Source organism: Pseudonocardia asaccharolytica DSM 44247 = NBRC 16224, assembly GCF_000423625.1.
Classification (GTDB): Bacteria; Actinomycetota; Actinomycetes; order Mycobacteriales; family Pseudonocardiaceae; genus Pseudonocardia; species Pseudonocardia asaccharolytica.
The window spans coordinates 73,829-96,297 of record NZ_AUII01000018.1; the positions used below are offsets into that span (position 1 = coordinate 73,829).

Genomic DNA, 22,469 nt, shown 5'->3' on the forward strand with positions numbered 1-22,469 from the left:
CCGGCGCCGGTGGGCATCGCAGAGATCACAGGAAGAGGTCGGTTCGGTACATGGGCAGCGGACGAAACAGCAAGTCGGCCCGCAACGCGAGAGCGGCGGTCGCGACCAAGCGGTCCACTCCCTGGGCGATGATCGCGGCCGTGCTCGTGGTGGTGCTGTTCGCGGGGGCCGTGTTCGGCTACGCGTTCCTGCGCAACAAGGAGAACGCCGAACGGGCCGAGGCGCTCGCGCCGTTCACCCCGACCGCCCAGAACCGGGATCCGGCGGCGCAGATCCCGGGCGTCCAGATCGTCGACTATCCGGGCCAGCTGCACGTCCTGCCGACCCAGCGGGTGGCCTACACGCACAGCCCACCCTTCGGGGGCGCCCATGACGGCTACTGGGCCGCGTGCAACGGTGTTGTGTATCCCACACCCGTGCGGCAGGAGAACCTGGTGCACTCTCTCGAGCACGGCGCGATCTGGATCGCCTACAACCCCGAGCAGGTGACCGGGTCGGACCTCGATGCGCTCAAGGCGAAGGTCGAGGGCCAGCCCTACACCGTGATGTCGCCCTATCCCGGGCTCGACCGGCCGATCTCGGTGCAGTCCTGGGGCCACCAGCTGAAGCTCACCGACGCGAACGACATCCGCATCGACCAGTTCATCACCGCGCTGCGCCGCAACCAGTTCGCCTACCCCGAGGTCGGCGCGAGCTGCCAGGCACTGGGTCCGGGCCAGTTCGACCAGGACAACCCACCCCCGTTCCTGCCGACGCCGCCGGTGAGCGAGGTCAACGACACCACGATCAAGAGCGAGACCGAGGGCAGCGCGAGCGTCGTGCCCGACGGCCACGCCCCCGGCGGTTCATGATGGCCGAGGCTGTCTCCACCGCGCAGTCCGAGACCCCGCCGCCGCCCGTCGACCCGCCCGCCGGCGGCGAGGGTGGGCCCGGCGGGGGTGAGCCGCGCTGGGCCCGGCCGCTCGTGGCGATCGCCGCGGCTCTCGGGCTGCTGCTGCTCGGCGCCGCGGCCGGGCTGCTGATCGGGCTGCCCGGATCGGACGCGCAGCCGGTGCCCGGCTCCGTCGACATCGGGTTCGCCCAGGACATGACCGTGCACCACCAGCAGGCCGTGGAGATGGCTGCCTGGGAGCGCGACCACACCGCCGACCCGGCGCTGCAACAGCTCGCCTACGACATCGAGTCGACCCAGACCGAGCAGATCGGCCGGATGCAGGGCTGGCTCGGGCTCTGGGGCGAGAGCGCGTTCCCGGTCGGCGGGCATATGGCGTGGATGAGCGGGGCCCCCGGCCATGACCACGGCGGCGCGACCGCACCGACCGAGGTCACCACGATGCCGGGGATGGCCAGCACCGAGGATCTCCGTGCGCTGCGCGCCGCCACCGGCAACGATCTCGACGTGCTGTTCCTGCAACTCATGTTGCGTCACCACGAGGGCGGGGTGCCGATGATGGAGTACGCCGCCGAGCGCGCCCAGGTGCCCGAGGTGCGCAACCTGGCCGCCCAGATGCTGCGGTCGCAGACCGCCGAGTCCGAGTACCTGAAACATCTGCTGACCCAGCGCGGGGGGCAGCCGCTGCCGCTGTAGATCGTGCGCTAGGCTTTCCCCGTTGCACGGCCCCCGTAGCTCAGGGGATAGAGCACCGCCCTCCGGAGGCGGGAGCGCAGGTTCGAATCCTGCCGGGGGCACGCACAGTGCCTACAGCCAGAACGGCCCCTCACCTGCTGGAACAGGGTGAGGGGCCGTTCTCGTTGTGTCCGGCCAGCGCCGGCCGTGAGCGGCCGTGAACGGCCCGCCGTTCCCAGGACGTTCCCGAGACTTGCGCTTCAGCGTTCAGGGCCTGTGGGCCGCCTCAGGAGCCGTACTGGGTCCTTGAGGATGGCGAGGCGCCCGATAATCTTGCACGGTGATCACGGGCGCTCTGAAGAGCAAGATCGATCGAGTCTGGGACGCCTTCTGGTCAGGCGGCATCTCCAATCCGCTCGAAGTCATCGAGCAGATCACCTACCTGATGTTCCTCCGCCGGCTGGAGGACCTCCAGACGGCCAAGGAGCGGCGGGCCAACCGAACTGGCAAGCCGATCGACGCTCCGATCTACACGGACGACGAGAAGCATCTGCGCTGGTCTTACTTCAGCAATGAGGCCCCCGAGAAGATGCTCGCCGTCGTTCGCGACGAGGTGTTCCCCTGGCTTCGGCAGCTGGGAGGCGAGGACTCCACGTACTCCCACCATATGAGGGACGCCCGCTTCACGATCACCACGTCCAACCTTCTCGCCAAAGTCGTCGACATGCTCGATGACATGCCCCTGGGCGAGCAGGACACCAAGGGCGACCTGTACGAGTACATGCTCAGCAAGATCGCCACCGCCGGACAAAATGGCCAGTTCCGCACACCTCGGCACATCATTCAGCTGATCGTCGAGATGATGGCGCCCGGCCCGGCGGACGAGATCTGCGATCCGGCCTGCGGCACCGCAGGCTTCCTGGTTGCCTCCGCTGAGTACGTCAGCCGTACGCACCGCGAAGCCCTCCTGGAGCCGACGCAGCGCACACACTTCAACAAGAGCATGTTCCACGGCTTCGACTTCGACAGCACGATGCTCCGCATCGGCAGCATGAACATGCTGCTGCACGGGGTCGAGGATCCAGACATCCGCTACCGAGACTCGCTAGCAGAGAGTGCGGCAGGGGAGGCCGAGCGCTACTCCGTGATCCTTGCCAACCCGCCCTTCGCCGGCAGCTTGGACTACGAGGTCACCGCGAAGGACCTCCAGGCGGTCGTCAAGACGAAGAAGACCGAGCTACTATTTCTGGCGCTCTTCCTCCGGCTGCTGAAGCCCGGTGGGCGGGCAGCAGTCATCGTGCCTGATGGCGTGCTGTTCGGCTCCAGCAAGGCTCACAAGGACTTGCGACGCAGCCTTGTAGAGGACCACAAACTCGACGCCGTGGTCAAGCTCCCGAGTGGCATCTTCAAGCCATACGCCGGGGTTTCAACAGCCATCCTCTTCTTCACCAAAACCAACAGCGGCGGGACCGACAACGTATGGTTCTACGACGTCAAGTCGGACGGTCGGAGCCTGGACGACAAGCGGGCCGCCTTGCTACCCGAGGAGAAACTCGGCCCAACCCCATCATGCCGGCTCAACGAGTCGGATCACACAAAGAACAACTTGCCCGACGTACTAGCCCGATGGCACCGGCGGACCGGGAGCGAGCAAGAGCGGAATCGGAGCGAGCAAAGCTTTTGTGTCACGAAGGATGAGATCGCTGCTCAAGCCTACGACCTCAGCCTGACTCGATACCAGGAAACTCTCGAGGAGAACTCTGAACATCGAACCCCGCCCGAGATCTTTAGCGAACTGTCTCGGATCGAGATCGAAATCCAGCGAGGAATGTCCGACCTGAAGGGCATGATCGCATGACTCGCTCCAGCATCTCCCTCACCTCTGCAGTCGAGAGCTCTGGCCCTAGGGCCGGAAGAGAAACAGATCTTCCGGTTTACTCAGTAACCAAGCATCAGGGTTTCGTGCCTAGCCTGGAGTACTTCAAGAAACAAGTCTTCAGTCGCGATCTTTCCGACTATAGAGTTGTCGAACCGGGCGAGTTCGCGTACGCGACAATCCACCTCGACGAGGGAGCGATCGGAATAGCGAAGGAGCGGTGCCTGATCAGCCCTATGTACACCGTTTTCAAGGTTACAGACAAGCGAATCCTCGCTCCGTACCTCCTTCAATACCTGAAGAGTCCCCGAGCCATGGCTGAGTACCCAAGGCTAGGCAAGGGGAGTGTGCATCGTCGGCGGTCCATATCGCTAGCCAGCCTCGGCTCGATGCGGATTCCGGTTCGCCCCCTCAACCAACAGATTCAGGTTGTGAACTCTCTTGACAAGGTCGTATCACTGCGCGATATGCGCCAGACAGCCCTGGCCCTGCTAGACGACCTGAAGCAGTCTATATTTCTCAGCCTCTTCGGCGACCCCCAGACTAATCCTCACGATTGGCCGACAGTTCGGCTATCTTCCGCCACCGACCCTGACGACCGCATCAACTACGGGGTAGTGCAGCCAGGCGAGCACTGCCCAGATGGAACACCGATGGTGCGCGTCGGCAACCTGGTTTCAGGACGCGTAGATAGATCTAACCTCAAGAGAATTGACCCGACGGTTGACGCCAAGCACGCCCGATCCCGACTAAGAGGCACAGAGATTCTCGTCGGCTGCGTTGGCTCGATCGGGTCGATAGCGATAGCAAGCGAATCTGACAAAGGTTCCAATATTGCTCGCGCAATCGCACGAGTGCCAGTCTCCTCGCCTCATCGACGGACCTACCTTGCCGAACACCTACGATCAAGGAGCACTCAGAAGTACTTCACGAATGAAGTTCGAGTGGTCGCACAGCCGACTCTGAATATCAAGCAGCTATCGGAAGCCGTCGTCATGGACCCACCGGATAGCCTGCAGAGGGAATTCCACCGGCAAGCTCTAGCAATCGACAAGCTGCGTCAACAGCATTCATTGCACCTTGAAGAGCTCAATGCACTGTTCGCCTCACTTCAGAATCGAGCGTTTCGAGGAGACCCGCCCGACGGCGCAACCGCTCAAATGCCGTCCATTCTCAGTTATGTCTGACGAGGTACCTGTTGAGCAACTTTAGCTTTCTTGAGACCGAGTGGCCGGCTCTGCACACCGAGGCGAGGCATGCCGAGCGTCTGGCCATCGCGGACCCGCGGGCCTCGTGCTTCTACTCACGCCGAACGTTGGAACTGACCGTGACCTGGCTCTACGAGGCCGACAGCTCGCTGCAACTCCCGTATCGGGAGGATCTTGCGGCAATGATTGCCGAGCCGACTCTAGCCAAGGTCGCTGGGCCGGGAATCCGAACGAAGATGGACGTCATACGCCGGCAAGGAAACGCGGCAGTGCACCGGAGCGCGCCGGTCGCGGCGAACGATGCTGTGCGCGTGGTCGGCGAGCTGTTCCACGTCCTGTACTGGGTGGCCCGCACGTACTCGCGAAACTCAGCGGACCTGCCCGCCCCTGGTTTGACCTTTGACCAGAGCGTGATCCCGCGACCGATGCCCGCGAGCGTGCGGCTGGCCAAGCAGGCCGAGCTAAAGGCACAGGCGGAGAGATACGCGGCTCAGGATGCCGCCCTCGCCGCCGAGCGTCGGAAGAACGAGGACCTCGACGCCGAGATCGCCGCGCTCCGCGCCGAGATCAAAGCTGCCAAGGAAGCAAACGAGGCGCGGCCCGACACACACGACTACAACGAGGCTGAGACTCGGTCGCTGATCATCGATCTGCTTCTCAAGGAGGCAGGCTGGGCCCTAGACCAGCCACAGGATCGCGAGTACCCGGTCACCGGGATGCCCGCGTCGGTCTCACCCAGCGGCAAGGGCAAGGTGGACTACGTCCTGTGGGACGACGACGGCAAGCCTCTCGCGCTCGTCGAGGCGAAGCGAACCACCCGGGACGCAAAGCAGGGCAAGTACCAGGCCCAGCTCTATGCCGACTGCTTGGAGACGCAATTTGGGCAGCGGCCGATCATCTTCTATACGAACGGCTACCACACGCACATCTGGGACAACCTGAACTATCCCCCGCGCGAGGTGCAGGGCTTCTACACAAAGGAGGAGCTGCGGCTCCTGATCCAACGCCGCGCGAGCCAGCTCACCCTCGCCAAGCTGCCGATCAACGAGCAGATCGCCGGCCGCCACTACCAGTCGCACGCCATCCGACGGGTCGCTGAGGCCTTCGAGAACGACGCCCAGCGACACGCCCTCCTCGTCATGGCCACGGGCTCCGGCAAGACCCGGACCGTCATCGCGCTGACCGACCTGATGATGCGCGCGAACTGGGCGAAGCGGATCCTCTTCCTCGCTGACCGTACTGCGCTCGTGGTCCAAGCCGCGAACGCGTTCAAGGCCCACCTCCCGAGCGCCCCCGTCGTCAACCTCCTGAACGAGAAGGACCCGAACGGCCGGGTCTTCATCTCGACGTACCCAACGTTGATGAACATGATCAACGAGATGGACGGGAGCGGTACACGGCGCTTCGGCCCCGGCTACTTCGACATGATCGTTGTGGACGAGGCGCACCGCTCGATCTACCAGAAGTACGGCGCGATCTTCGACTACTTCGACGCGCTCCTCGTCGGCCTGACAGCGACCCCCAAGGACGAGATCGACCGCAACACCTACCGGCGCTTCGAGCTTGAGGACGGCGTGCCGACCGACGTCTACAGCCTCGACGAGGCTGTCGCCGAGGGGTACCTCGTCCCGCCCCGGGTTGTCGACGTTCCACTGAAGTTCCAGCGCGGCGGGATCAAGTATGCCGACCTCTCGGAGGAGGACAAGCGGCTCTGGGACGAGCTGGAGTGGGATGAGGACGGCAACGTCCCCGACGAGATCACGTCCGACGAGCTGAACAAGTACCTCTTCAACGCCGACACCGTCGACAAGGTCCTCGAGACGCTCATGACGCGTGGTCTAAAGGTCGCTGGCGGCGACCGGCTCGGTAAGACCATTATCTTCGCGGCGAACAACAACCACGCGGAGTTCATCGCTGAGCGCTTCGACAAGAGCTATCCGCAGTACCGCGGCGAGTTCGCGCAGGTCATCACCTACCGCAAGGACTACGCACAAAGCCTCATCGACCAGTTCTCTGATCCCGCCAAGGCCCCGCACATCGCGATCTCCGTTGACATGCTCGACACCGGCATCGACGTGCCGGAGGTGGTCAACCTCGTCTTCTTCAAGCTGGTGCGGTCTAAGACCAAGTTCTGGCAGATGATCGGGCGCGGTACTCGCCTCGCCCCGAACCTGTACGGCCCGAACAAGGACAAGGACGGCTTCCTCGTCTTCGACGTGTGCCAGAACGTCGAGTTCTTCAACCAGGACCTCATGCCCGCCGAAGGCAGAGTGGGGCCCTCCCTCGGCCAGCGCCTGTTCCAGCGACGCGCCGACCTCCTGTTGGCACTCGACCGACAGCATTCGGCAGATATCCCACCTGCCGAGGAGGGCGCCGACGGCACGAGCAGCGAGATCGGCCTGCGCTGGGACCTCGCACGCCGGCTGCACGAGGACGTGGCCGGGATGAACCCGGAGAACTTCCTGGTCCGCCCCCACCGCGAGCAGCTTGACACGTTCGCCGACTTCGACAGCTGGCTCAAGATCACGCCAGAGGCCCACGCCGAGGTCGTAGACCACCTCGCGGGCCTTCCCACCGCCTTCCGTGACGACGACAGCAGCGAGGAAGCCAAGAGGTTCGACCTCCTGGCGCTGCGCCTTCAGCTCGCGCTGGTCGAGGCGGATCCGGGGTTCGCTCGCCTGCAAGCACAGGCGAAGGAGATCGCATCCGCCCTGCTCGATCAGCTCACGATCCCAGCGGTGCGCGCGCAGCACGAGCTCCTCGAACAGGTCGCCGGGGACGAGTGGTGGCAGGACGTGACCCTGCCGATGCTGGAGACGATGCGGCGCCGTCTGCGGAGCCTCACGAAGCTGATCGAGCGGACCAGGCGCGGCGTCGTCTACACAGACTTCGAGGACGAGCTCGGGGAAATTTCGGCCGCGTCCCTCCGAGGGATGGCCCCCGAGGCCGACCTCAGCCGCTTCGAGCAGAAGCTGCGCATCTACCTCCGAACCCACGAGGACCACCTGGCCATCCAGAAGATCCGCCGCAACAAGCAGATCACGAGCACTGATCTCGAGGAGTTGGAGCGGATCTTCGTCGAGTCCGGGATCGGGACAGAGGACGAGGTCGACCGCGCCAAGGCCGGGCCCGGCGGGCTCGGGGTGTTCCTCCGCTCGCTCACCGGCCTTGACCGTGAGTCGGCCGCCGCCGCGTTCGAGAAATTCCAGCAAGGCAGGACCTTCAGCTCTGCCCAGCTGCGCTTCCTCAACGAGGTGATCGACTACCTCGCCCACAACGGGACGATCGAGATCGACGTCCTCTACCAAACACCCTTCAACTCGATCGCGCCCGGAGGCCCGGAGGACATCTTCGTCGAGGTCGACATCGACCACATGATCACTGCGATGGATGCAGTCAACGCCACCGCGAGGCCGGCGAAGGCGTCGTAGGCCCTCCGTCTCTCGTAGCGTGCTCTTCCGACGCAGCAATGCGGCCCCGTCCCGATCTGGGACGGGGCCGCACCTACAGGCGGGAGCTATCCGCTCGCGACACCGAGCGCGTCGAGGACCCGGCGGCGAGCGAGCGCGTCCTGACCGTCCAGCGTCTTCGCGTAGACCTTCAACAGCACCTCCACAGAGTGCCCAGCCCACTCGGCAACCTGGGTCGCTGGGACGCCTCCGTTGAGCCACGTCGAGACGCAGGCGTGGCGGAGCGCGTAGGGGGTCGCAGCGAGCGGGCCGGCAGCGACCTCCGGGGTGAAGGCTCGACGGCGGGCGGCACGCCAGGTCCGCATGTATGTGAGCTTCGGCAGCTCATCGGCCCTCTCTCCTCGGAACAGACGGCCGTCAGCGCCGCTCCCGAACCGCCTGAGGTGGGCGTTCAAGTGGGCGGTCAGCTCTGGTGGGCACGGCACCGCGCGGACCTCTCCCCTGGCCCGGTTCTTCAACTGCCGACGGTCCCGTTGACACCCGTCGTCGGTCCAGTTCGCGCCGGCGTGCGGCGTCGCGCTGTCGATGAGGATGTCGCCCCACCCCTCAGCAGGAAGCGAGAGATTGCGTTCGCGAACGTTCGCCGCCTCCTCGGGGCGCAGCGCCGCGAAGTACATGAGGGCGAAGAAGGCGACGAGCTGAGGCCCGCTCCGCATCGTCTCGCCGACCGCCGAGAGGAGCGTTCGGGCCTGCACCGGATTGACGACGGTCCGCCGGTCCACTCCCGTCGGAGCCTTCGGCGCCGTCCACTTGAAGGCCGGTAGGGGGTTCGTCGCCAGCAGCTCGCGCTCGACCGCGTACTCGATCACGTTGAAGAGCACACGACGCCGCTTGCTGACCACGCTCGCAGCCGCCGGCTTGCCATCGACCCGGACCGCGATCGTGTCGAGCACCCGCCGCAGGACCGCGCGCTCGGATAGCCGGCCGACCGGCAGCGCGTGCTGTTTCAGCCATCGCAGGTCCGCGGCTGCCTCCGGCGGGCACTCGTCACGTCGGAGGGTGTTGAAGGCCCACCGGTGCAGGACACGCCGCACGGCAACGTCGTCAGGGCGGCCGTCGAGCCTCCCGTCGAGCATGGCCGGCGTGATTGCGGTGAGAGCCTCGGAGAGGCTTCGGCGGTACGTGGCAGCCGCCCTCGGCCACTTCATGTCGATGTAGTCGCAGGCGAAATCGAGCCAGGTGATCGACTGGGTCGGACGAGCAGCTGAAACAGGCAGGCCGGTATCGAGGTCGAATGCCTCCCCGCGGCGGGCGGCGCTGAGGAGATCAGCGCGGTAGCTGTCCGCCAGCGCCTTCGTCTTGAAGCGCTTCTTCCAGCGCCGGGCTCCGACCCGCCACAGCACCGTGTAGGCGGTCGTGGTCTTGCCCTTATAGACGTCGATCTTCCAGATGCGGACGTCGTACGTCGTCTGCATTAGGCAGCCGCCTCTTCGAGGCTGTCGAGCCACGCTTCGAAGTCAGTCCGGCGGATGCGGATCTCACCGTTGGGGAGCTTGATGCAACGCGGAGCGCGCCCCTTGGCGCGCCAGTCGTAGAAGGTGGAGCGAGAGATGCCGAGCTCGGCGCAGAGGTCGGCGACGGTGAGGCGGGCGGGTGGCCGGCTCAATTCGTTCTCCTCGGGCAGGGGTGACACCGGTCAGGTCGTCACTGGGCTGTCACGGCGGATCTGAGCTGGTGAGAGGCGGTCTGTGACGAGGTGACGGATCACCCGGGGTCCGGCAACGGCTCGCCGGAGTGACGCGGTGACAGCAGCGACAGCGGCTCGTCGGCTGGGTCGTCACCGCCGTCACCGCTGTCACCGGCCGGGAAGTAGTAGCCGCCGGGTGCGGCGCGGAGCTGACCGTCGTCGACCATCCGCCGGACGGTCTGGCGGACCGTGCCGGCCTCGATCTGAAGCGCCTCGGCGATCTGCTTGGGCTTCTGCCCGGGGTAGTCCCGCACGTAGCGGATGACCTGCGAGCGGGTGTCGCGGAGCAGGTAGTCGCTCGCCCGGCCGTCGAGCACTTCCCACGCACCGCGCTCGGCGTGGAAGGCGAGTGGGTAGTCCGTCTCGTCGACGTCACGGCCGGTCACGTGCAGCACGCCGTCCGCTTGTGCGCGCGCCCGTTCCAGGACCAGCACGGCGTCGGCGGCGCCGGCCAGGCCGTTGGTGCCGGAGACCGTGGCCAGGAAGTCCTCGGCAGCGGCCTTACGGACGTGGTGGATGAGCAGGATGGCGACGCCGTGCCGGTCCGCCACCCGCTTGATCCGGCCCATCGCGCTGTAGTCTGCGTCGTACGCCGCGACGCCGGCCGGGGCCGACCCGCGGACCTTGGCGAAGACGTCGATCACGACGAGACGCGCGCCGGGGTTCGCTGTCAGCCACGCGTCGATCTGCTCGTCGCCGCCCGCCGGCATCGGCTCGCACGCGATCGAGAGCGTCAGCCCCTCCGGCGCCGGTCGGTCGGCGAGGACGGTCCGCATCCGGGACTGGAGCCGGCGCGGAGTGTCCTCCAGCGCGAGGTAGAGCACCGGGCCCGGCTCGACCTCGATCGAGCCCAGCGCGGGCCGGCCGGCGGCGATGTCGAGCGCGAGATTCAGCGAGAGCCACGACTTGCCGACCTTCGGCGGGCCGGCGAGGAGGGTGACTCCCTCGCAGACCAGACCGGGCACGGCCCAGCGCGGTTCCGGGAACGTCATGTTCATCAGGTCGGTGGCCTCCCAAGCGGTCCGGCGAGGTGGGGGGACGGCTTCGAGCGGACGGCGGTCCGGGCTCGGCACGTGGGCGCTCTGTGCGCCCTGTACGGCCGTCTGCGGGCCGTTCGGAGGCGGGTGCGGGTGAGGGCCCGGGGCAGGGTGGGTGTTCACGCGGCGTCCTCGATCCGGCGGGGTCGCTTGGCCCCGGCCCGCAGACCGGAGGTGATCGTCTGCTCGGCCTGGCGCCGGCTGTAGGCGCCGAGCGCGACATGCCCGGCGCTCGCACCGAGCAGGGCAGCGCGCGCCTCCGCCTCGGCGAGCGAGCCACCGGCGACGAGCTGGCCGAGGGCGACGGCGGCGACGTAGAGGCAGGCGTTGCGCTGCGACGGTCGCGCCTCCGTCACCCGCGCTGTTTCAGCCCTCAGCGCGACGTCGAGGTACCGGTCCCGGCGCCCACGCCCGGTCCAGATCGGACCCACCGGGACGGGAGGGGGCGGCGGCGGGCGCAGGCGGTCGAGGATCCACCCGGGCAGCTCGGCCGGGTCCCGGTCGTCGACGAGCCGGTACGTGGTGTTCCCGACTCGCGAGCCTGCGGCGACGACGTAACCGCCGTGTGCGCGGGTGTCGATCTTCCAGCCGAGCCCGCTCCCCTGGTCCCCCGCGGTGTTGCGGAGGTGGCTCCCGGCCGGCGCCCGGAAGTACAGGTGAGACCCGCCGGTCGGGGTGCAGACGGTCCGGGTCGCCGGTACCGGCTGGGCGTGCTCGGCGGCGAGCGCCGCGAGCACGCCAGCCCCGTCGGAGACGCGACGCGCGGACCAGGGGTCGGGGGTCAGCTCCCCCGTGCTCGGGGTGTCCAGGTCGACCACGAGCAGCCCGGCCGGCCCGGTCGCCAGGCCGACATTGAAGGGCTGCTCCGCCCAGGCGCGCCGGATGCGGTCGGGATCGGTCGTGGCGCGCTGCTCCCATCCCTGGTGTCCACCGGCGCACGGACCGGTGCCGGGGCAGCGGTCGCGGCCGTGCAGGGCCGGGCGCTTGACGCCGGGCCGGAGCGGGAAGACCGGCCAGCCCCGGCCGGCGGCGTCGAGGGCGGCGGCGAGCAGCGAGGCGGTCTGATCACTGTGCGTGGTCATGGTGCTCCTGTTCGAGACATGGATCGACCGCTCCGCGCACCCGGTACGGGTGTCGGATCAGGCCGTGCAGCGGGTGAGGTGGGCCAGTGAGGTGGGCAGGATCGGGTTAGGTTTTTCACTCGCCGCATCGAGCACGACTCTGGCCTGCTGATCTGCGACGAGTGAGGAAGTGAGCCGAGTGAGGTCCGGTCCGGCTGGCGGCCTGGAGCGCCTGATCTGGCGGTCCTCGGGGCACAGTCCGGAGACTCACTCGGCGCCGGTGGAGGTCAGGCTCCGTCGTCGAGGTCGTCCGTGGCTCGACGCGCCAACTCGTGACGCACGGTCATCGGATCGAGCGGCCAGCGGTTCCCTGTGGAGGGCACCTTGATCCCGTGCTCGGCCGCCAGGACACCGCGCAGCGCCTTCCCGGTCAGGCCGCGGTACGGAGCCCACCCGGGCGCGTAGGCGGCCAGCAACGCCGGCACGTCGGCGATCGGAACCGGCTGGTCACCGAGCACGGCGTCGAGGTCCTCCAGAAGGTCCCGCTCGGTCGGGACCGGCGCGGTCGTGCCGGATCCCGGCAGCGGCTTCCCGGCCCGGGCGATGGCGTCCAGCGACCGGCGGATGATCGGGGTGACCTGGTCGTGCTCGCGCGAGACGTCGAGGTAGTAGACCTGGACGATCTCGCTGCGCTGGCCGTTGAAGCCCTTGACGACCGCCGTCCCGCGGTCGGTGCCGGGAATCAGCTCGGTCGCCCGGTGGCCGGCGGTGTAGGCGCCCTGGCCGAGCAGCGCGTCGTTGGCGACGTGGTCCCCGACGGCGAACGCGACGCCGTTGGAGCAGTTGCGGGTGACGTCGCGAGGCATCGAGTCCTTCGTCGGCGCCTGCGTCGAGACGATCAGGTGGATCCCACGCTTGCGACCCAACCGCACGATGTCCACGAGGAGCTTGGCGATCTCCGCACCGTGGGTGGAGTGCTGGATGGCGACGTGCGCCTCCTCCAGCAGCCCGAACAGCGGGTGCAGACCGACGCCCTTGGAGGCGTACTCCCGGGTGACCGCCGGGATTTCGTAGCGGACCAGCAGCTCACCGCGGGTCTGCACCTCGGCGTGCAGCTCGCGCAGATGCTCCAGGATCTCGGCGATCTTCTCGTCCTCGGCACCCATCACGTAGCGCGAGCACCGTGGCTTGAACGCCTCGAAGTCGAAGTTGGCGTCCGGCACCCAGATCCGCAGCTCGGCCGTGGGGTCGAGCGCGGCGCCGGCCATCAGAGCGCGGGCCGCCGAGGACTTTCCCTGACCGGGCATCCCGCCGGTCAGGGTGTTGCGCTCCATCAGGGGGGCGGTCAGCGGCGTGCCGCGCAGCGTCCGCCCGAACGGGACGCCCTTGAACACGTCGACCGTGCCGTCCTCGAGGAGCGGGTACGGGCCGGCTCCCTCGGCGAGTGCGCCCTTGTCGGCGACCCAGAGGTCGAGGATCCCGGCCTCGGCGCCGGTGGTCGGCCAGACCTCCTTGGCGAGCCGGTGCAGGCCGGTCGCGAGGTCAGCGCGGCGACGGGCGATCTTCTCGGCGGTCACGCCGGCAGGCAAGCGGATCACGGCGTGGGTTCCTCGGCCGTCGACGCGGGCCGGCGTGAGGAATTGGAGGGGCATGCCCTCCTTGAGGTAGGCGCTGATCTGGGAGATCCGCAGCGCGGAGAGCGCCCGGGCGATCGTCGTCTCGTCGATCGTCGCGTCGCTGTCCGCCTCGGCCGCCGTGGCGAGCCAGGCCGGTGCGCGGCCCCGGCGCCGCCCCTCGCGCCAGGCGGCGAGGACGAGGAGCACGGGCAGGGCCATGACGACCGGAGTCCAGATCGCGGCGACGGCCGTGAACGACCAGCGGATGACGTTCATGAAGCCGGTGATGACCGCGGTGAACTCCCCTGCCCCGGATAGCTGGACCGCGCCCGCCAGGGCGAGCACGAGCAGGGCGACGCCGGCCGCCGCACCGAGCGCGACCCGGCCCGCCACCGCGACCACCGCCGGGGCGTCCATGACCCAGGCGTGGCGTCGTGCGGCTGTGGCCTCCTTGCGCTCCAGCCACTCCGCAAGGCGCTGCTGGTCGCCAACCGCCTCGGCGGCGCGGATCTGGCGACGGTAGACACCGAGCGTCGACGCGTCCCAGGCGCGGCGGCCCCACGACTCGATCCCCTGGACGATCGTGAACCCGTTGCGCGCCAGCAGGCGAGCGCCCTGCACGGGTCGCGGCGAGGTGCGCAGCGTCGTGATCAGGTGCACGGTGCGCCGTTGCGCGGCGGCGCCCGCACGCCGCACCAGGCCGGCCGAGGCCGTCTCGACCGGGACGACCTCGCCGTCGATCACGTCGCCGGTTCGAACCGGGCTCGGGTGCAGCGGGACGACGTTGCCGTGCCCGTCGTCGTGGTGGTCGTCGGTGAACGAGGCGGTGGTCATCAGGCAGCCTCCTGCCGCTCGGTGATCGTGGTCGGGGCGGGCGCGCGCAGGGCCGCAGCGAGCTTCACCGAGGTGCCGGCGGAGCAACCGGTCGCGCGCCGGCACCACGCGGGAGACGGGTCGATCTGCTCGCCGGCCTCCTCCGCCCGGCGGAGCTCCGCCCGGGCCTGGTCGAGGTAGTCCGCCAGCAGCCGCCTCGGCCGCGGTGCCGCCCTGCGTGGGCGGGCTCGCCGGACCGGCCTGACCGGGGCCGGTTCGATCTGGGCCGGCGCGACGGGCTCGTCGAGGACCGGCAGGTCTCGGGGCCCGGTCTCCTCGGCGCCCGGCCGCTGGTGAGCGGACATCGCCCGGTGGACGGCCTCGGTGAGGCGGTCACGCAGGCCGGGGCCGGTCTCCGCGGTCGCGAACACGACCAGCGGTGGGACCGAGTGCAGCACCACGCCGGACGCGGAGAACGGTGCGTCTGCGAGCCCCCAGGAGGTCCAGGTGTTCATGACGTAGGTCGCGGCGAACGTGAGCCACTTGGTGCGCCGCGCCCAGATCGGCAAGGACACCTGGTACCGCGCCGTGACCTGCTCGGCCCGCAGAACCGCGAGCAGGACCAGCGACACCATCGGGTCGAGCAGCCACGCGACCCACCAGGCCGCCGAGAACGACTCCGCGCCGGCAGCGGCGAAGGTCTGGACGTTGACCATCGTGAAGGCCAGGCCGAGGACGATGCCGGCCCACAGCAGCATGTCGACCTGCGAGCGGATCTTCTCGACCCGCAGCGCGACGACGTCGGGGTTCGTCGTCAGCTCTCGGACCCCGGCAGCCTCGTCGGCCTCCGCGGCGAGCCTCGCCACCCGGCCTGCGGTCCCGTTCGACGTGGTCATCGCCAGTCACCACCCTGGTAGCGCTGCATCTGCGGGATCGACGTACGCGGAACCGAGGAGAACCGGGCCACCGCCGCGCCCAGGAGCAGCGCCGGCAGTCCGAGGACCAACGCCACCGCCCACGCCGGAGCGCCGGAGGCCGTGACCGCCCACTGCACTCCGGTGACGAGCCCGGCGATCACGAGCGCCCGCCCCGAACCTCCAGAGACGCGGCCCGACCCGTATCCGGCGCGCGCCTGCTGCCGACGTCCTGCGCTCGCGCCGGCTCGCCACAGGGCGACGAGGCCGACGAGCGCGACCCCGGCCAGTACGGCGGCCGTCTGCCCGGGGGTCATCGTCGGTCCCCTGCCGTGTGCGGGCGCTGCGTGCCCGTCGTGCCCTCTACCATCGCGTTCTCCCTGTTCTCCTGCTGGTGACCGGGGAGATCCAGCCCGGCGGCCGCTTCCGCCAAGAACCCGTCGCCGGGCTGGTCCTCCGTTCGTGCCTGCGTCGGGATCTCGCCGCGCTCCAGGGCGGCGAGGTAGGCATCGGCAGCCGCGTCGTCGGCCCGCCGGGCGGCGTGGGTGGCGACCGTGGCGTGACGCTCGTCGATGTGGTCGCAGCCCAGGCAAATCCGCCACTCCCACCCGCACCCGTCCCACGTCGTGGGGTCCTGCCACGGCTCGTGCGACGAGTGCGCCGGCAGCCCGCCGTCACACGCGCACGCCTTCCACGCCTTGCCGGGCTCCGCGCCGTAGTCGTGCCCGGAGGTAGCGCACAGAGCCCGCTCGGTGCAGCCAGGGCAGAGCAGGCGCCCGGACAGCCGGCGCGACCAGCCGGCGCTCAGAGCCGTCGCGATGACTGCCACGGCCTGGGCCTGGTCGCTGCGCATCTCCGCCCCGCAAACATCGCACACGGCGATCGCCAGGTGTCTGATCACGCCGCCTCACCGCCGCGGACCAGGAGCGCGGACCGGGTGGCCGTCCGCGCCGGGACAGCGTGCAGGGCACACCGCGGACGGACCGTCGCGCGCTCGTCCTCGGTCATTGCCAGCCACGACGTCGGCTCGGTCTGCCGCTCACGAGTGGCGGCGGCGAATACCTCGGCCTCGATCAGATCGACGGCCGCTGGGGTCAGTCCGTCCGGAGCCCAGACATCGTCGTGGTCGACGTACTGGCCGTCCCCGGTGTGCAGGTCATGGACGTTCACGAATCCTCCTCCATCATCGCCACAGTGCACCTTAAGGTGCCCTGTGGTGCTTGGTGCTGTCAAGGCTGCGTTTGCGGTGCTATGTGGTGGCTCAGGCGGCCGGTAGCCTGGCGCGGTGGCGATCGATCCGAATAGCGCTGTATCGCTCAGCGCGCAGGTCAAGGCCGACATCCTGGCGCGGATCCGCTCTGGCGAGTACGCCGTCGGCGAAAAGATCCCGTCCCTCCGGAGCCTCGCCGCTCAGCACGCCGTCGCCGAGCTGACCGTCCACGCCGCGGTGAAGGAGCTCCAGTACGAAGGCGTCCTGGAGTCCGCCAGCGGACGTGGCACGTTCGTCCGCGCCCTGCCGGGCGACGCCCCAACCGACCTCGCTGCCACAGTCGAGGAGCTGCGCCGAGAGGTGGCCGAGCTTCGCGAACGTGTCGCCGCGGTCGAGGAGACGCAGCACCGCTGAGCGTCGGTCGGGCCGGTCGGTGAAGTTCATGACTACATGGGACCGCGGATCCTTGGACGTCAACACCGCACTTCACAGGCCGTTTCCAGACGTCCCGGACGTGTCGACTTCGGCGAAAGCGTCCCGGAAACGTCCCGAGATGTGGATGATGATCGTGTGCCGAACGACCGACTCCGCGCCGCGCTCGACGCGGCCGGCCTGACCATCGAGCAGCTCTCGGTCAGGGTGTCCGTCGACCCCAAGACCGTCGAGCGGTGGGTCTACAGCGATGCGCGCCGGCCGCACCGGACGACTCGCCAGCAGGTTGCCGCGCTCCTCCGCGTCGAGGAAGGCCACCTCTGGCCGGCCGGCCCTCGCCAGAACGGAGCGGCGACGACGGGCGTGGCCGAGCTGGTCCATCTCTACCCGTCCCGCTCAGCCGTCCCGTTCTCGCTCTGGACCGACCTCATCCAGGGAGTCGCCGAGGCGATGGACGTCCTCGTATTTTCCGGACAGTTCCTCGTGGAGCAGCACAACATCCTGCCCGTGGTCCGCTCGAAGGCCGCGGAAGGCGTCCGCTTCCGTTTCGTCGTCGGCGACGAGACCTCGCCGGCCGTCATTCAGCGCGCCGTCGAGGAAGGCACCACCGGCGGACTGGAGGGGCGCATTCAGATGATGCGCCGCTACCTCCAGGACATCGCCGGCCTACCCGGCGTCGAGGTCCGAACCCACGGCACGATCCTCTACAACTCGATCTACCGGTTCGACGACCAGGCGCTCATCAACGGCCACGCGTTCGGCTCTCTGGCCGGCCAGAACCCCATGCTGCACGTCCGTCGCGTCCCCGACGGGACGCTCTGGGAGCACTACATGCGGTCATTCGAACGCGTCTGGGATGTCGCCCAGCCGGAACCTGCGGGAAGGTAGGCCAATGGGCCGCATCGACTACTACGACGACCCACAGGCGCCGGCCATCAACAGCGTCGTCCCTTCCGTGACGGTGGCGGTTCGAGACAGCGTGGGCCGGCTGCTCCTCATCCACAAAATCGACAACGGCTACTGGGCACTGCCGGGCGGTGGCCACGACCCGGGCGAGAGCATCACCGACACGGCCGTGCGCGAGGTCCGCGAAGAGACCGGGATAAACGTAAGGGTGACTGGGCTCGTCGGCACCTACACCGATCCGAAGCACGTCATGGCCTACGACGACGGCGAGGTTCGCCAGCAGTTCTCACTCTGCTTCCACGCCGTCCCACTCGACGAGTCCGAGACACCCCGCGAGGACGGAACCGAGACCAAAGCCGCCGTGTGGGTCGAGCCGGCCGACGTCCCCGGCCTGAGCATCCACCCGTCCATGCGGCGGCGAGTCGACCACGCGCTCGACGAGCAGCGGACGGAACCGTACCTAGGCTGATCCAGCCGCCAAGCGAGCCTCCGCCCGCTGCACCGACTCCCGCAGCACGGGCGCAGCCGTGAGCCACGCCCGGTGGACCGGATCATCCTCGGGGTACCGGCGCAGGATCTCCGCGATCCGCTCGTCGTACGTCAGCCGCTCCCCCGAGGGCCCCGTCGTCAGATCTGCGAGCGCGAGCGCGTCCAGCAGCGGCCCGTCAGGGAATGGGAACTCCGCCAGCTCTGCGGCCAAGCCGCGCTGCTCCGCCTCGAAGCGGGCGCCGGAGTGGTGGGCCACGAGATTAACGATTGTCTCCGGCCAGCCCTCATCGCGCAGGTACCGGGCACCGTCGAGGGGGTGGAAGCGGGTGTGCCCGATCTCGGGCGAGTAGCCGATGTCGTGCAGCCACGCCGCTGTGACAAGAACTGCACGCATCTCTTCTCCAACAAACTCCCGACCAACCTCGGTCGCACACTTTGCAACAGCCTTCACGTGCAGCCACCGCGTCCCGAGAGGCCCGACCAGTTCCGCAGCCAATTGACGCGCATTGAGCACGAGTTCCAGAACGTTGCGGCTGTCAGATTCAGATGGACGCGGATCGTCCTTCATCATTTAATGCTCACCACAGAAGAGAAGCTGAGGATTACCGCGCATCGAGCCGAAGGCTTTGAGCACTTGTGCAGCCAGCTGCCATCATCAACCACTCTCAGCCTCCGCAGGATCGGGCCCGTTCCTCTCCAACCTACCAGCGACCCCCCGCCTCCAACTTCGACCGGCACTGTCGACGAAGGATATCGACACAGAAATCCGTCCTTCAGCGTAAAGATCGCCCCAATCCAGTCCACCCCCTTCATCGTTCGCCGGGCCGCGCTCTACAAATGCAGCCTTAATCACGCTCGTAGCATGGTCGAGCACTCGCGGCGACGAATCTGGACCTTTGACCGAGTAGGTTACTCCCCGATCCAGCATCTCCTCACCGTGAAGAACTGGGAAAATCTTGAGCCGATATATAGGAAGCGCGCTACCATTGAAGCAGACCACGGCCGGCGCTCCGGATTCAACCATACGAATCCAAGCCGCTATTTTGCTCGCCTGCGCACGCTCCTCTGAGGCTCGATTGTCTAGGTCGACCTGATCCAATCGTGCAAGTTGCCGCGCCTGCACCTTATTTGCAGCCCACGCCGCCTTGGCGGCTGCTGCCGCAAAGATCAATGCAAGGACCGCCCCTATACCGGCGAGCCAGTCTGGGACCGATCCCCAATCAATACTCACAACGGACCCATGCATATATCCGCCGAGTGGGTCGCGTCAGCGTTCCTTTGTTTCATCTCAACAACAGGCTCTCGACCCTGCGAAGCGAGCCTGCACGAAGGGCAACCCAATGCGCCCCGCTCTCCTTCCAGCCATCGTACTCGTCAACACACTCATCATGATCCACAAAAAGGACGATTGCCTGCTCGTCAGGCATCCTGCTGGAACCCCACATCACGCCTCTAATTGGCCCGCCAGGGTGCGCGAATTGCATCCGCAGATATTCCGCAACTACCTGGGTTGGCACGTAGTCCAAGTGCTCCTTGTCGTCCGGCTGTGCAACATTCGCAACGTCGGCTGCAAAGTCTCGCAAAAACCGAATAGCGGGCCGGAGATGACGTCGTGACTCGTCGAACAGCGAGGGGGCCGCCGGCAGATTGACCAGGTCGACGACCAGCATGTCCCGCGCCGTTACGAATGTTCCGAGCGTTACATGATCATCGTTCCCAGCGTAGCCAGCAACTTCCGCTAGAGCACACTGCTCCGAGAATGCACCATAAAAGCCGCTTATGCCCGCCGCCGTCATTCGGTTCGTCTTAGCAACCCTGCCGGGTGGCGATCCGATCTCCGCCGCCGTACTGGGTTGCTGGGCAGGAGGGTGGACGCGAGCACGCACTAACTCGGTGCCAGCAGGGAGTACCGTCACGAGGTCGCCAGCCCTGATCGCTCGCGCCAGTGCGTGGAGCATATCCTCAGGCGGAATCTCGCCATAATCCCGCTGCTCCTGCGCTGCAGGATCGGCAAGGAGGAATGTGTAGCGCCTCTTGTGCATCACATGCTCTCGAAACCCCGACCATCCCCACCGGAGGGCATCGTGCGGGGACGGTCGATATGGATCTCGTTGGCACCACAACTGAGTCTCTATAGCATTCGCCAGATCAACAATCAAATCAAAGTCGTTGACCACCTCCAACTCTTGGAGGAGGTCGTACGTATCTTGATGTGGCATCTGATAACCACCCTCGCGACTCACATACGAAACCTGCTCAATCGGGTCCTCGTATTCCGTCGATAACCCGTCGACTATGGCCTCCGTGAGGACATCGAGGGGTGCCGCGATGGGCTCATCAGCCAGCCGGCCACAGTAGGTACATTCCATATCTTCGACCGAGTCAACCACAAGGCGCACCAGCGCCTCGTCATTAACACAGTCCTTGCACACGTACTTGTCCGTAGACACCCACCCTCGCTCCCAAGCCTCCTCCATTGCACGCTTTACTTGACTCAAAACGACTCCCAAATACTCGACCGCACGCCGGACCCGCTCCTGCGACGACTACGGCCTGCCCTGCTATGTACCAGTCATCCTCGCGGAAGCGCGATGAAAAGACTTACCTGCATCCGCGACGAGTTCTCGCAGGACCTCGATTCCCATAACGTCGTCTAGGTTAGTGTCGGTCGCCTCATGTACCCGAGTCACGAGACAGGCCGTGCAATGCAACAGATGAATCAGCGTCCCGTGTGCAATTTCTCCGACACTTTCCCCAGATCGGGCGCCTACACCAATGTATGAGACCATGCCCCTCCGGTGGAGGTTCATTAGCGCCGCGCGTGGCCCGGCGTGCACCTGGTGATTAGCATTCGAGTAGAACGGCCTCTTGTGGGACAGACCGACCAGCTGCTCGAGACTCGCGATGGAGATATCTACTCCTGGCGGGAATAGCGGAGCCGCCCACTGATTCCTCTTGCGGAACTTCGGGCCGTACTTCTCCAAGGCCGCCTCGTACTCTTGCTTAGCTTCGAGGAGCGCGTCCGCACCGTAGGGCGTATAGCCCAATCGTTCACAATTCTGCTGATACTCGACCATGTCCTTGTATCGCTCCACCGCTGCGTACGCGATGTAACGCGCCGCCAACTCTTCGCGCCCTTCACCGGACAGGATATCGATGACCGTCGCCAACTCGTGCAGAGTTCGGTGGCGCGCATTTGCCCCGTCGGCGTATCCACCCCGCAGGAGATGCAGGACTTCCCCCGCAACAGTGCACGCCCGCCCGTGGAGCAAGAAGAGCACCTGACATGCTGGAGAATACTCGTCGGCTGCTCCGGTTCTGACGTACTCCTCATGCAACCCCGATCCGATCTCGTAGGAAACCCTCAGGGCGGCGGCGTAGTTGGCAAATGCGGTTCCATAGTCACGTTCTACCTCAGATTCGAGCTCTCTTCTCCACCCCTCCTGCTCCTCCAGCATGGCAGCCTTTGACATGTGCAGGTCCCTCACAATGAGATTGCGTATTTGAGACTTTACCTTGAAGAAGGCGTTGATAGCAGCCTCGACGGCTTCATCCTCGGGCAACCCGCTCTCGACCGCTTGGATAGCAGCCGTCTCGAGAATCTCGCCGAAGACGCTCTTTCGTCCGAACGAACTCGCTGGCACTCGGTCGGGCCGTTCACCTGCCATAACAGGCGACTCTAGTCCGGTGAGGCTGGCCCGTAGAGCTTCGGTGAAGGAGAAACGAGTACGACCTGCTCCCCGTCCCGTTGCTTCGCATCGCCGGCTTCCTCGGCGTGGGACTCTGTCACTTCGGCGGCTTGACGGGCCTTGATACGAGTGACCGGGGAGGTGACATCGCGGCCGACTGGGGCGTGTCACGCGAACGGTGTAAGCCGCGGGTGGACCAAGATCGGCTGCTGTGATCGACACAGCGGCCGGGAAGGACACCCACGTGAGCAAGGACCAATCCGTTCCGGACACCGAGGCCGCGGCGGCCCGCCGGCTCGCCGAGGCGCTGGACGCGTCGGCGATCGACGCGCTGCTGGCCGATGCGAAGGCCGCGGGCACCCCGATCGACGGCGCCGACGGGCTGCTCAACCTGATGACCAAGGCGGTGCTCGAACGCGCCCTGCAGGCGGAGATGACCCACCACCTGGGCTACGAGCGCGACGACCCGGCCGGACGCGGCAGCGGCAATTCCC

Annotated in this window: 21 protein-coding genes and 1 tRNA gene; 10 read left to right on the top strand and 12 right to left on the bottom strand. The window is 67.0% G+C overall.

All coding sequences use genetic code 11. From position 1 onward, the window contains the following. Window positions 1-50 precede the first annotated feature (50 nt). The 6 genes from G567_RS29505 (at window position 51) to G567_RS0117240 (ending at window position 8,082) form a co-directional block, all read left to right on the top strand. The gene (locus G567_RS29505) at window positions 51-851 is read left to right on the top strand and encodes a thioredoxin-like domain-containing protein (protein ID WP_051233216.1); all 801 of its coding nucleotides are present in this window, start codon (window positions 51-53) and stop codon (window positions 849-851) included. After that, window positions 851-1,588 (top strand): DUF305 domain-containing protein, encoded by a 738-nt coding sequence (locus tag G567_RS29510; protein ID WP_051233217.1) that lies wholly within the window; start codon window positions 851-853, stop codon window positions 1,586-1,588. The genes G567_RS29505 and G567_RS29510 overlap by 1 nt, the downstream gene beginning before the upstream one ends. 29 nt (window positions 1,589-1,617) lie before the next feature. Continuing rightward, window positions 1,618-1,689: transfer RNA gene (locus G567_RS0117230), tRNA-Arg, on the top strand. A gap of 218 nt (window positions 1,690-1,907) precedes the next feature. Next, a complete protein-coding gene (locus G567_RS0117235) occupies window positions 1,908-3,425 on the top strand; it encodes a type I restriction-modification system subunit M (RefSeq protein WP_028930964.1) in 1,518 nt (505 codons plus the stop codon). Between the two features lie 104 nt (window positions 3,426-3,529). Then, window positions 3,530-4,630, top strand: coding sequence for a restriction endonuclease subunit S (locus G567_RS34360; protein ID WP_147201117.1), 1,101 nt, complete (start codon window positions 3,530-3,532; stop codon window positions 4,628-4,630). Between the two features lie 11 nt (window positions 4,631-4,641). Next, the gene (locus G567_RS0117240) at window positions 4,642-8,082 is read left to right on the top strand and encodes a DEAD/DEAH box helicase family protein (RefSeq protein ID WP_028930965.1); all 3,441 of its coding nucleotides are present in this window, start codon (window positions 4,642-4,644) and stop codon (window positions 8,080-8,082) included. An 86-nt stretch (window positions 8,083-8,168) separates the two neighbouring features. Here the strand turns inward: G567_RS0117240 and G567_RS0117245 are convergent, their stop codons facing one another. The 9 genes from G567_RS0117245 to G567_RS0117290 form a co-directional block, all read right to left on the bottom strand. Continuing rightward, window positions 8,169-9,536 (bottom strand): tyrosine-type recombinase/integrase, encoded by a 1,368-nt coding sequence (locus tag G567_RS0117245; protein WP_028930966.1) that lies wholly within the window; start codon window positions 9,534-9,536, stop codon window positions 8,169-8,171. Continuing rightward, window positions 9,536-9,727 (bottom strand): helix-turn-helix transcriptional regulator, encoded by a 192-nt coding sequence (locus tag G567_RS0117250; protein WP_028930967.1) that lies wholly within the window; start codon window positions 9,725-9,727, stop codon window positions 9,536-9,538. Before G567_RS0117250 ends, G567_RS0117245 begins: the two co-directional genes overlap by 1 nt. A gap of 98 nt (window positions 9,728-9,825) precedes the next feature. Continuing rightward, complete coding sequence (locus G567_RS0117255) at window positions 9,826-10,968, bottom strand: AAA family ATPase (protein ID WP_028930968.1); 1,143 nt, start codon at window positions 10,966-10,968, stop codon at window positions 9,826-9,828. After that, window positions 10,965-11,927, bottom strand: a complete 963-nt coding sequence (locus tag G567_RS0117260) for a bifunctional DNA primase/polymerase (protein WP_028930969.1) — start codon at window positions 11,925-11,927, stop codon at window positions 10,965-10,967. The genes G567_RS0117255 and G567_RS0117260 overlap by 4 nt, the downstream gene beginning before the upstream one ends. Before the next feature lie 266 nt (window positions 11,928-12,193). Next, complete coding sequence (locus G567_RS29515; protein WP_186814247.1) at window positions 12,194-14,356, bottom strand: ATP-binding protein; 2,163 nt, start codon at window positions 14,354-14,356, stop codon at window positions 12,194-12,196. Further along, window positions 14,356-15,231, bottom strand: coding sequence for a hypothetical protein (locus tag G567_RS29520; protein WP_051233218.1), 876 nt, complete (start codon window positions 15,229-15,231; stop codon window positions 14,356-14,358). Before G567_RS29520 ends, G567_RS29515 begins: the two co-directional genes overlap by 1 nt. After that, window positions 15,228-15,566, bottom strand: coding sequence for a hypothetical protein (locus tag G567_RS29525; RefSeq protein WP_051233219.1), 339 nt, complete (start codon window positions 15,564-15,566; stop codon window positions 15,228-15,230). Before G567_RS29525 ends, G567_RS29520 begins: the two co-directional genes overlap by 4 nt. Further along, complete coding sequence (locus G567_RS0117285; protein ID WP_028930970.1) at window positions 15,563-16,150, bottom strand: hypothetical protein; 588 nt, start codon at window positions 16,148-16,150, stop codon at window positions 15,563-15,565. Before G567_RS0117285 ends, G567_RS29525 begins: the two co-directional genes overlap by 4 nt. Continuing rightward, entirely contained in the window at window positions 16,147-16,419 is a 273-nt protein-coding gene (locus G567_RS0117290) for a hypothetical protein (protein WP_028930971.1), read from the bottom strand. The genes G567_RS0117285 and G567_RS0117290 overlap by 4 nt, the downstream gene beginning before the upstream one ends. Window positions 16,420-16,534: 115 nt before the next feature. Between G567_RS0117290 and G567_RS29530 the strand changes: the two genes are divergently transcribed. The 3 genes from G567_RS29530 to G567_RS0117305 are packed head-to-tail and all read left to right on the top strand — an operon-like array spanning window position 16,535 to window position 18,266. After that, window positions 16,535-16,873 (top strand): GntR family transcriptional regulator, encoded by a 339-nt coding sequence (locus G567_RS29530; protein ID WP_051233220.1) that lies wholly within the window; start codon window positions 16,535-16,537, stop codon window positions 16,871-16,873. Between the two features lie 36 nt (window positions 16,874-16,909). Beyond that, complete coding sequence (locus G567_RS0117300; RefSeq protein ID WP_245585684.1) at window positions 16,910-17,779, top strand: helix-turn-helix domain-containing protein; 870 nt, start codon at window positions 16,910-16,912, stop codon at window positions 17,777-17,779. Window positions 17,780-17,783: 4 nt separating this feature from the next. Beyond that, window positions 17,784-18,266 (top strand): NUDIX hydrolase, encoded by a 483-nt coding sequence (locus G567_RS0117305; RefSeq protein ID WP_028930973.1) that lies wholly within the window; start codon window positions 17,784-17,786, stop codon window positions 18,264-18,266. On the opposite strand, the gene G567_RS0117310 is transcribed toward G567_RS0117305, so the two are convergent. From G567_RS0117310 to G567_RS0117320, 3 genes are all read right to left on the bottom strand, one after another. Then, the gene (locus G567_RS0117310; protein ID WP_245585685.1) at window positions 18,258-18,857 is read right to left on the bottom strand and encodes an HD domain-containing protein; all 600 of its coding nucleotides are present in this window, start codon (window positions 18,855-18,857) and stop codon (window positions 18,258-18,260) included. The two genes, G567_RS0117305 and G567_RS0117310, sit on opposite strands and share 9 nt — an antisense overlap. A gap of 712 nt (window positions 18,858-19,569) precedes the next feature. Further along, entirely contained in the window at window positions 19,570-20,736 is a 1,167-nt protein-coding gene (locus G567_RS0117315; protein ID WP_028930975.1) for a HEPN-associated N-terminal domain-containing protein, read from the bottom strand. A 111-nt stretch (window positions 20,737-20,847) separates the two neighbouring features. Further along, window positions 20,848-21,954, bottom strand: coding sequence for a DUF5677 domain-containing protein (locus G567_RS0117320; RefSeq protein ID WP_147201321.1), 1,107 nt, complete (start codon window positions 21,952-21,954; stop codon window positions 20,848-20,850). A 265-nt stretch (window positions 21,955-22,219) separates the two neighbouring features. On the opposite strand from G567_RS0117320, the gene G567_RS0117325 reads away from it, so the two are divergent. After that, window positions 22,220-22,469, top strand: a 250-nt coding sequence (locus G567_RS0117325; RefSeq protein WP_028930977.1) for a transposase, incomplete at its 3' end; no start/stop codon positions are given.

Bases quoted from the DNA above. Each gene is read 5' to 3' on its own strand.
- G567_RS29505 (WP_051233216.1), top strand. From the start codon at position 51: ATGGGCAGCGGACGAAACAGCAAGTCGGCCCGCAACGCGAGAGCGGCG.
- G567_RS29510 (WP_051233217.1), top strand. From the start codon at position 851: ATGGCCGAGGCTGTCTCCACCGCGCAGTCCGAGACCCCGCCGCCGCCC.
- G567_RS0117245 (WP_028930966.1), bottom strand. From the start codon at position 9,536: ATGCAGACGACGTACGACGTCCGCATCTGGAAGATCGACGTCTATAAG.
- G567_RS0117260 (WP_028930969.1), bottom strand. From the start codon at position 11,927: ATGACCACGCACAGTGATCAGACCGCCTCGCTGCTCGCCGCCGCCCTC.
- G567_RS29515 (WP_186814247.1), bottom strand. From the start codon at position 14,356: ATGACCACCGCCTCGTTCACCGACGACCACCACGACGACGGGCACGGC.
- G567_RS29520 (WP_051233218.1), bottom strand. From the start codon at position 15,231: ATGACCACGTCGAACGGGACCGCAGGCCGGGTGGCGAGGCTCGCCGCG.
- G567_RS29525 (WP_051233219.1), bottom strand. From the start codon at position 15,566: ATGACCCCCGGGCAGACGGCCGCCGTACTGGCCGGGGTCGCGCTCGTC.
- G567_RS0117300 (WP_245585684.1), top strand. From the start codon at position 16,910: ATGGGACCGCGGATCCTTGGACGTCAACACCGCACTTCACAGGCCGTT.
- G567_RS0117305 (WP_028930973.1), top strand. From the start codon at position 17,784: ATGGGCCGCATCGACTACTACGACGACCCACAGGCGCCGGCCATCAAC.
- G567_RS0117310 (WP_245585685.1), bottom strand. From the start codon at position 18,857: ATGATGAAGGACGATCCGCGTCCATCTGAATCTGACAGCCGCAACGTT.
- G567_RS0117320 (WP_147201321.1), bottom strand. From the start codon at position 21,954: ATGGCAGGTGAACGGCCCGACCGAGTGCCAGCGAGTTCGTTCGGACGA.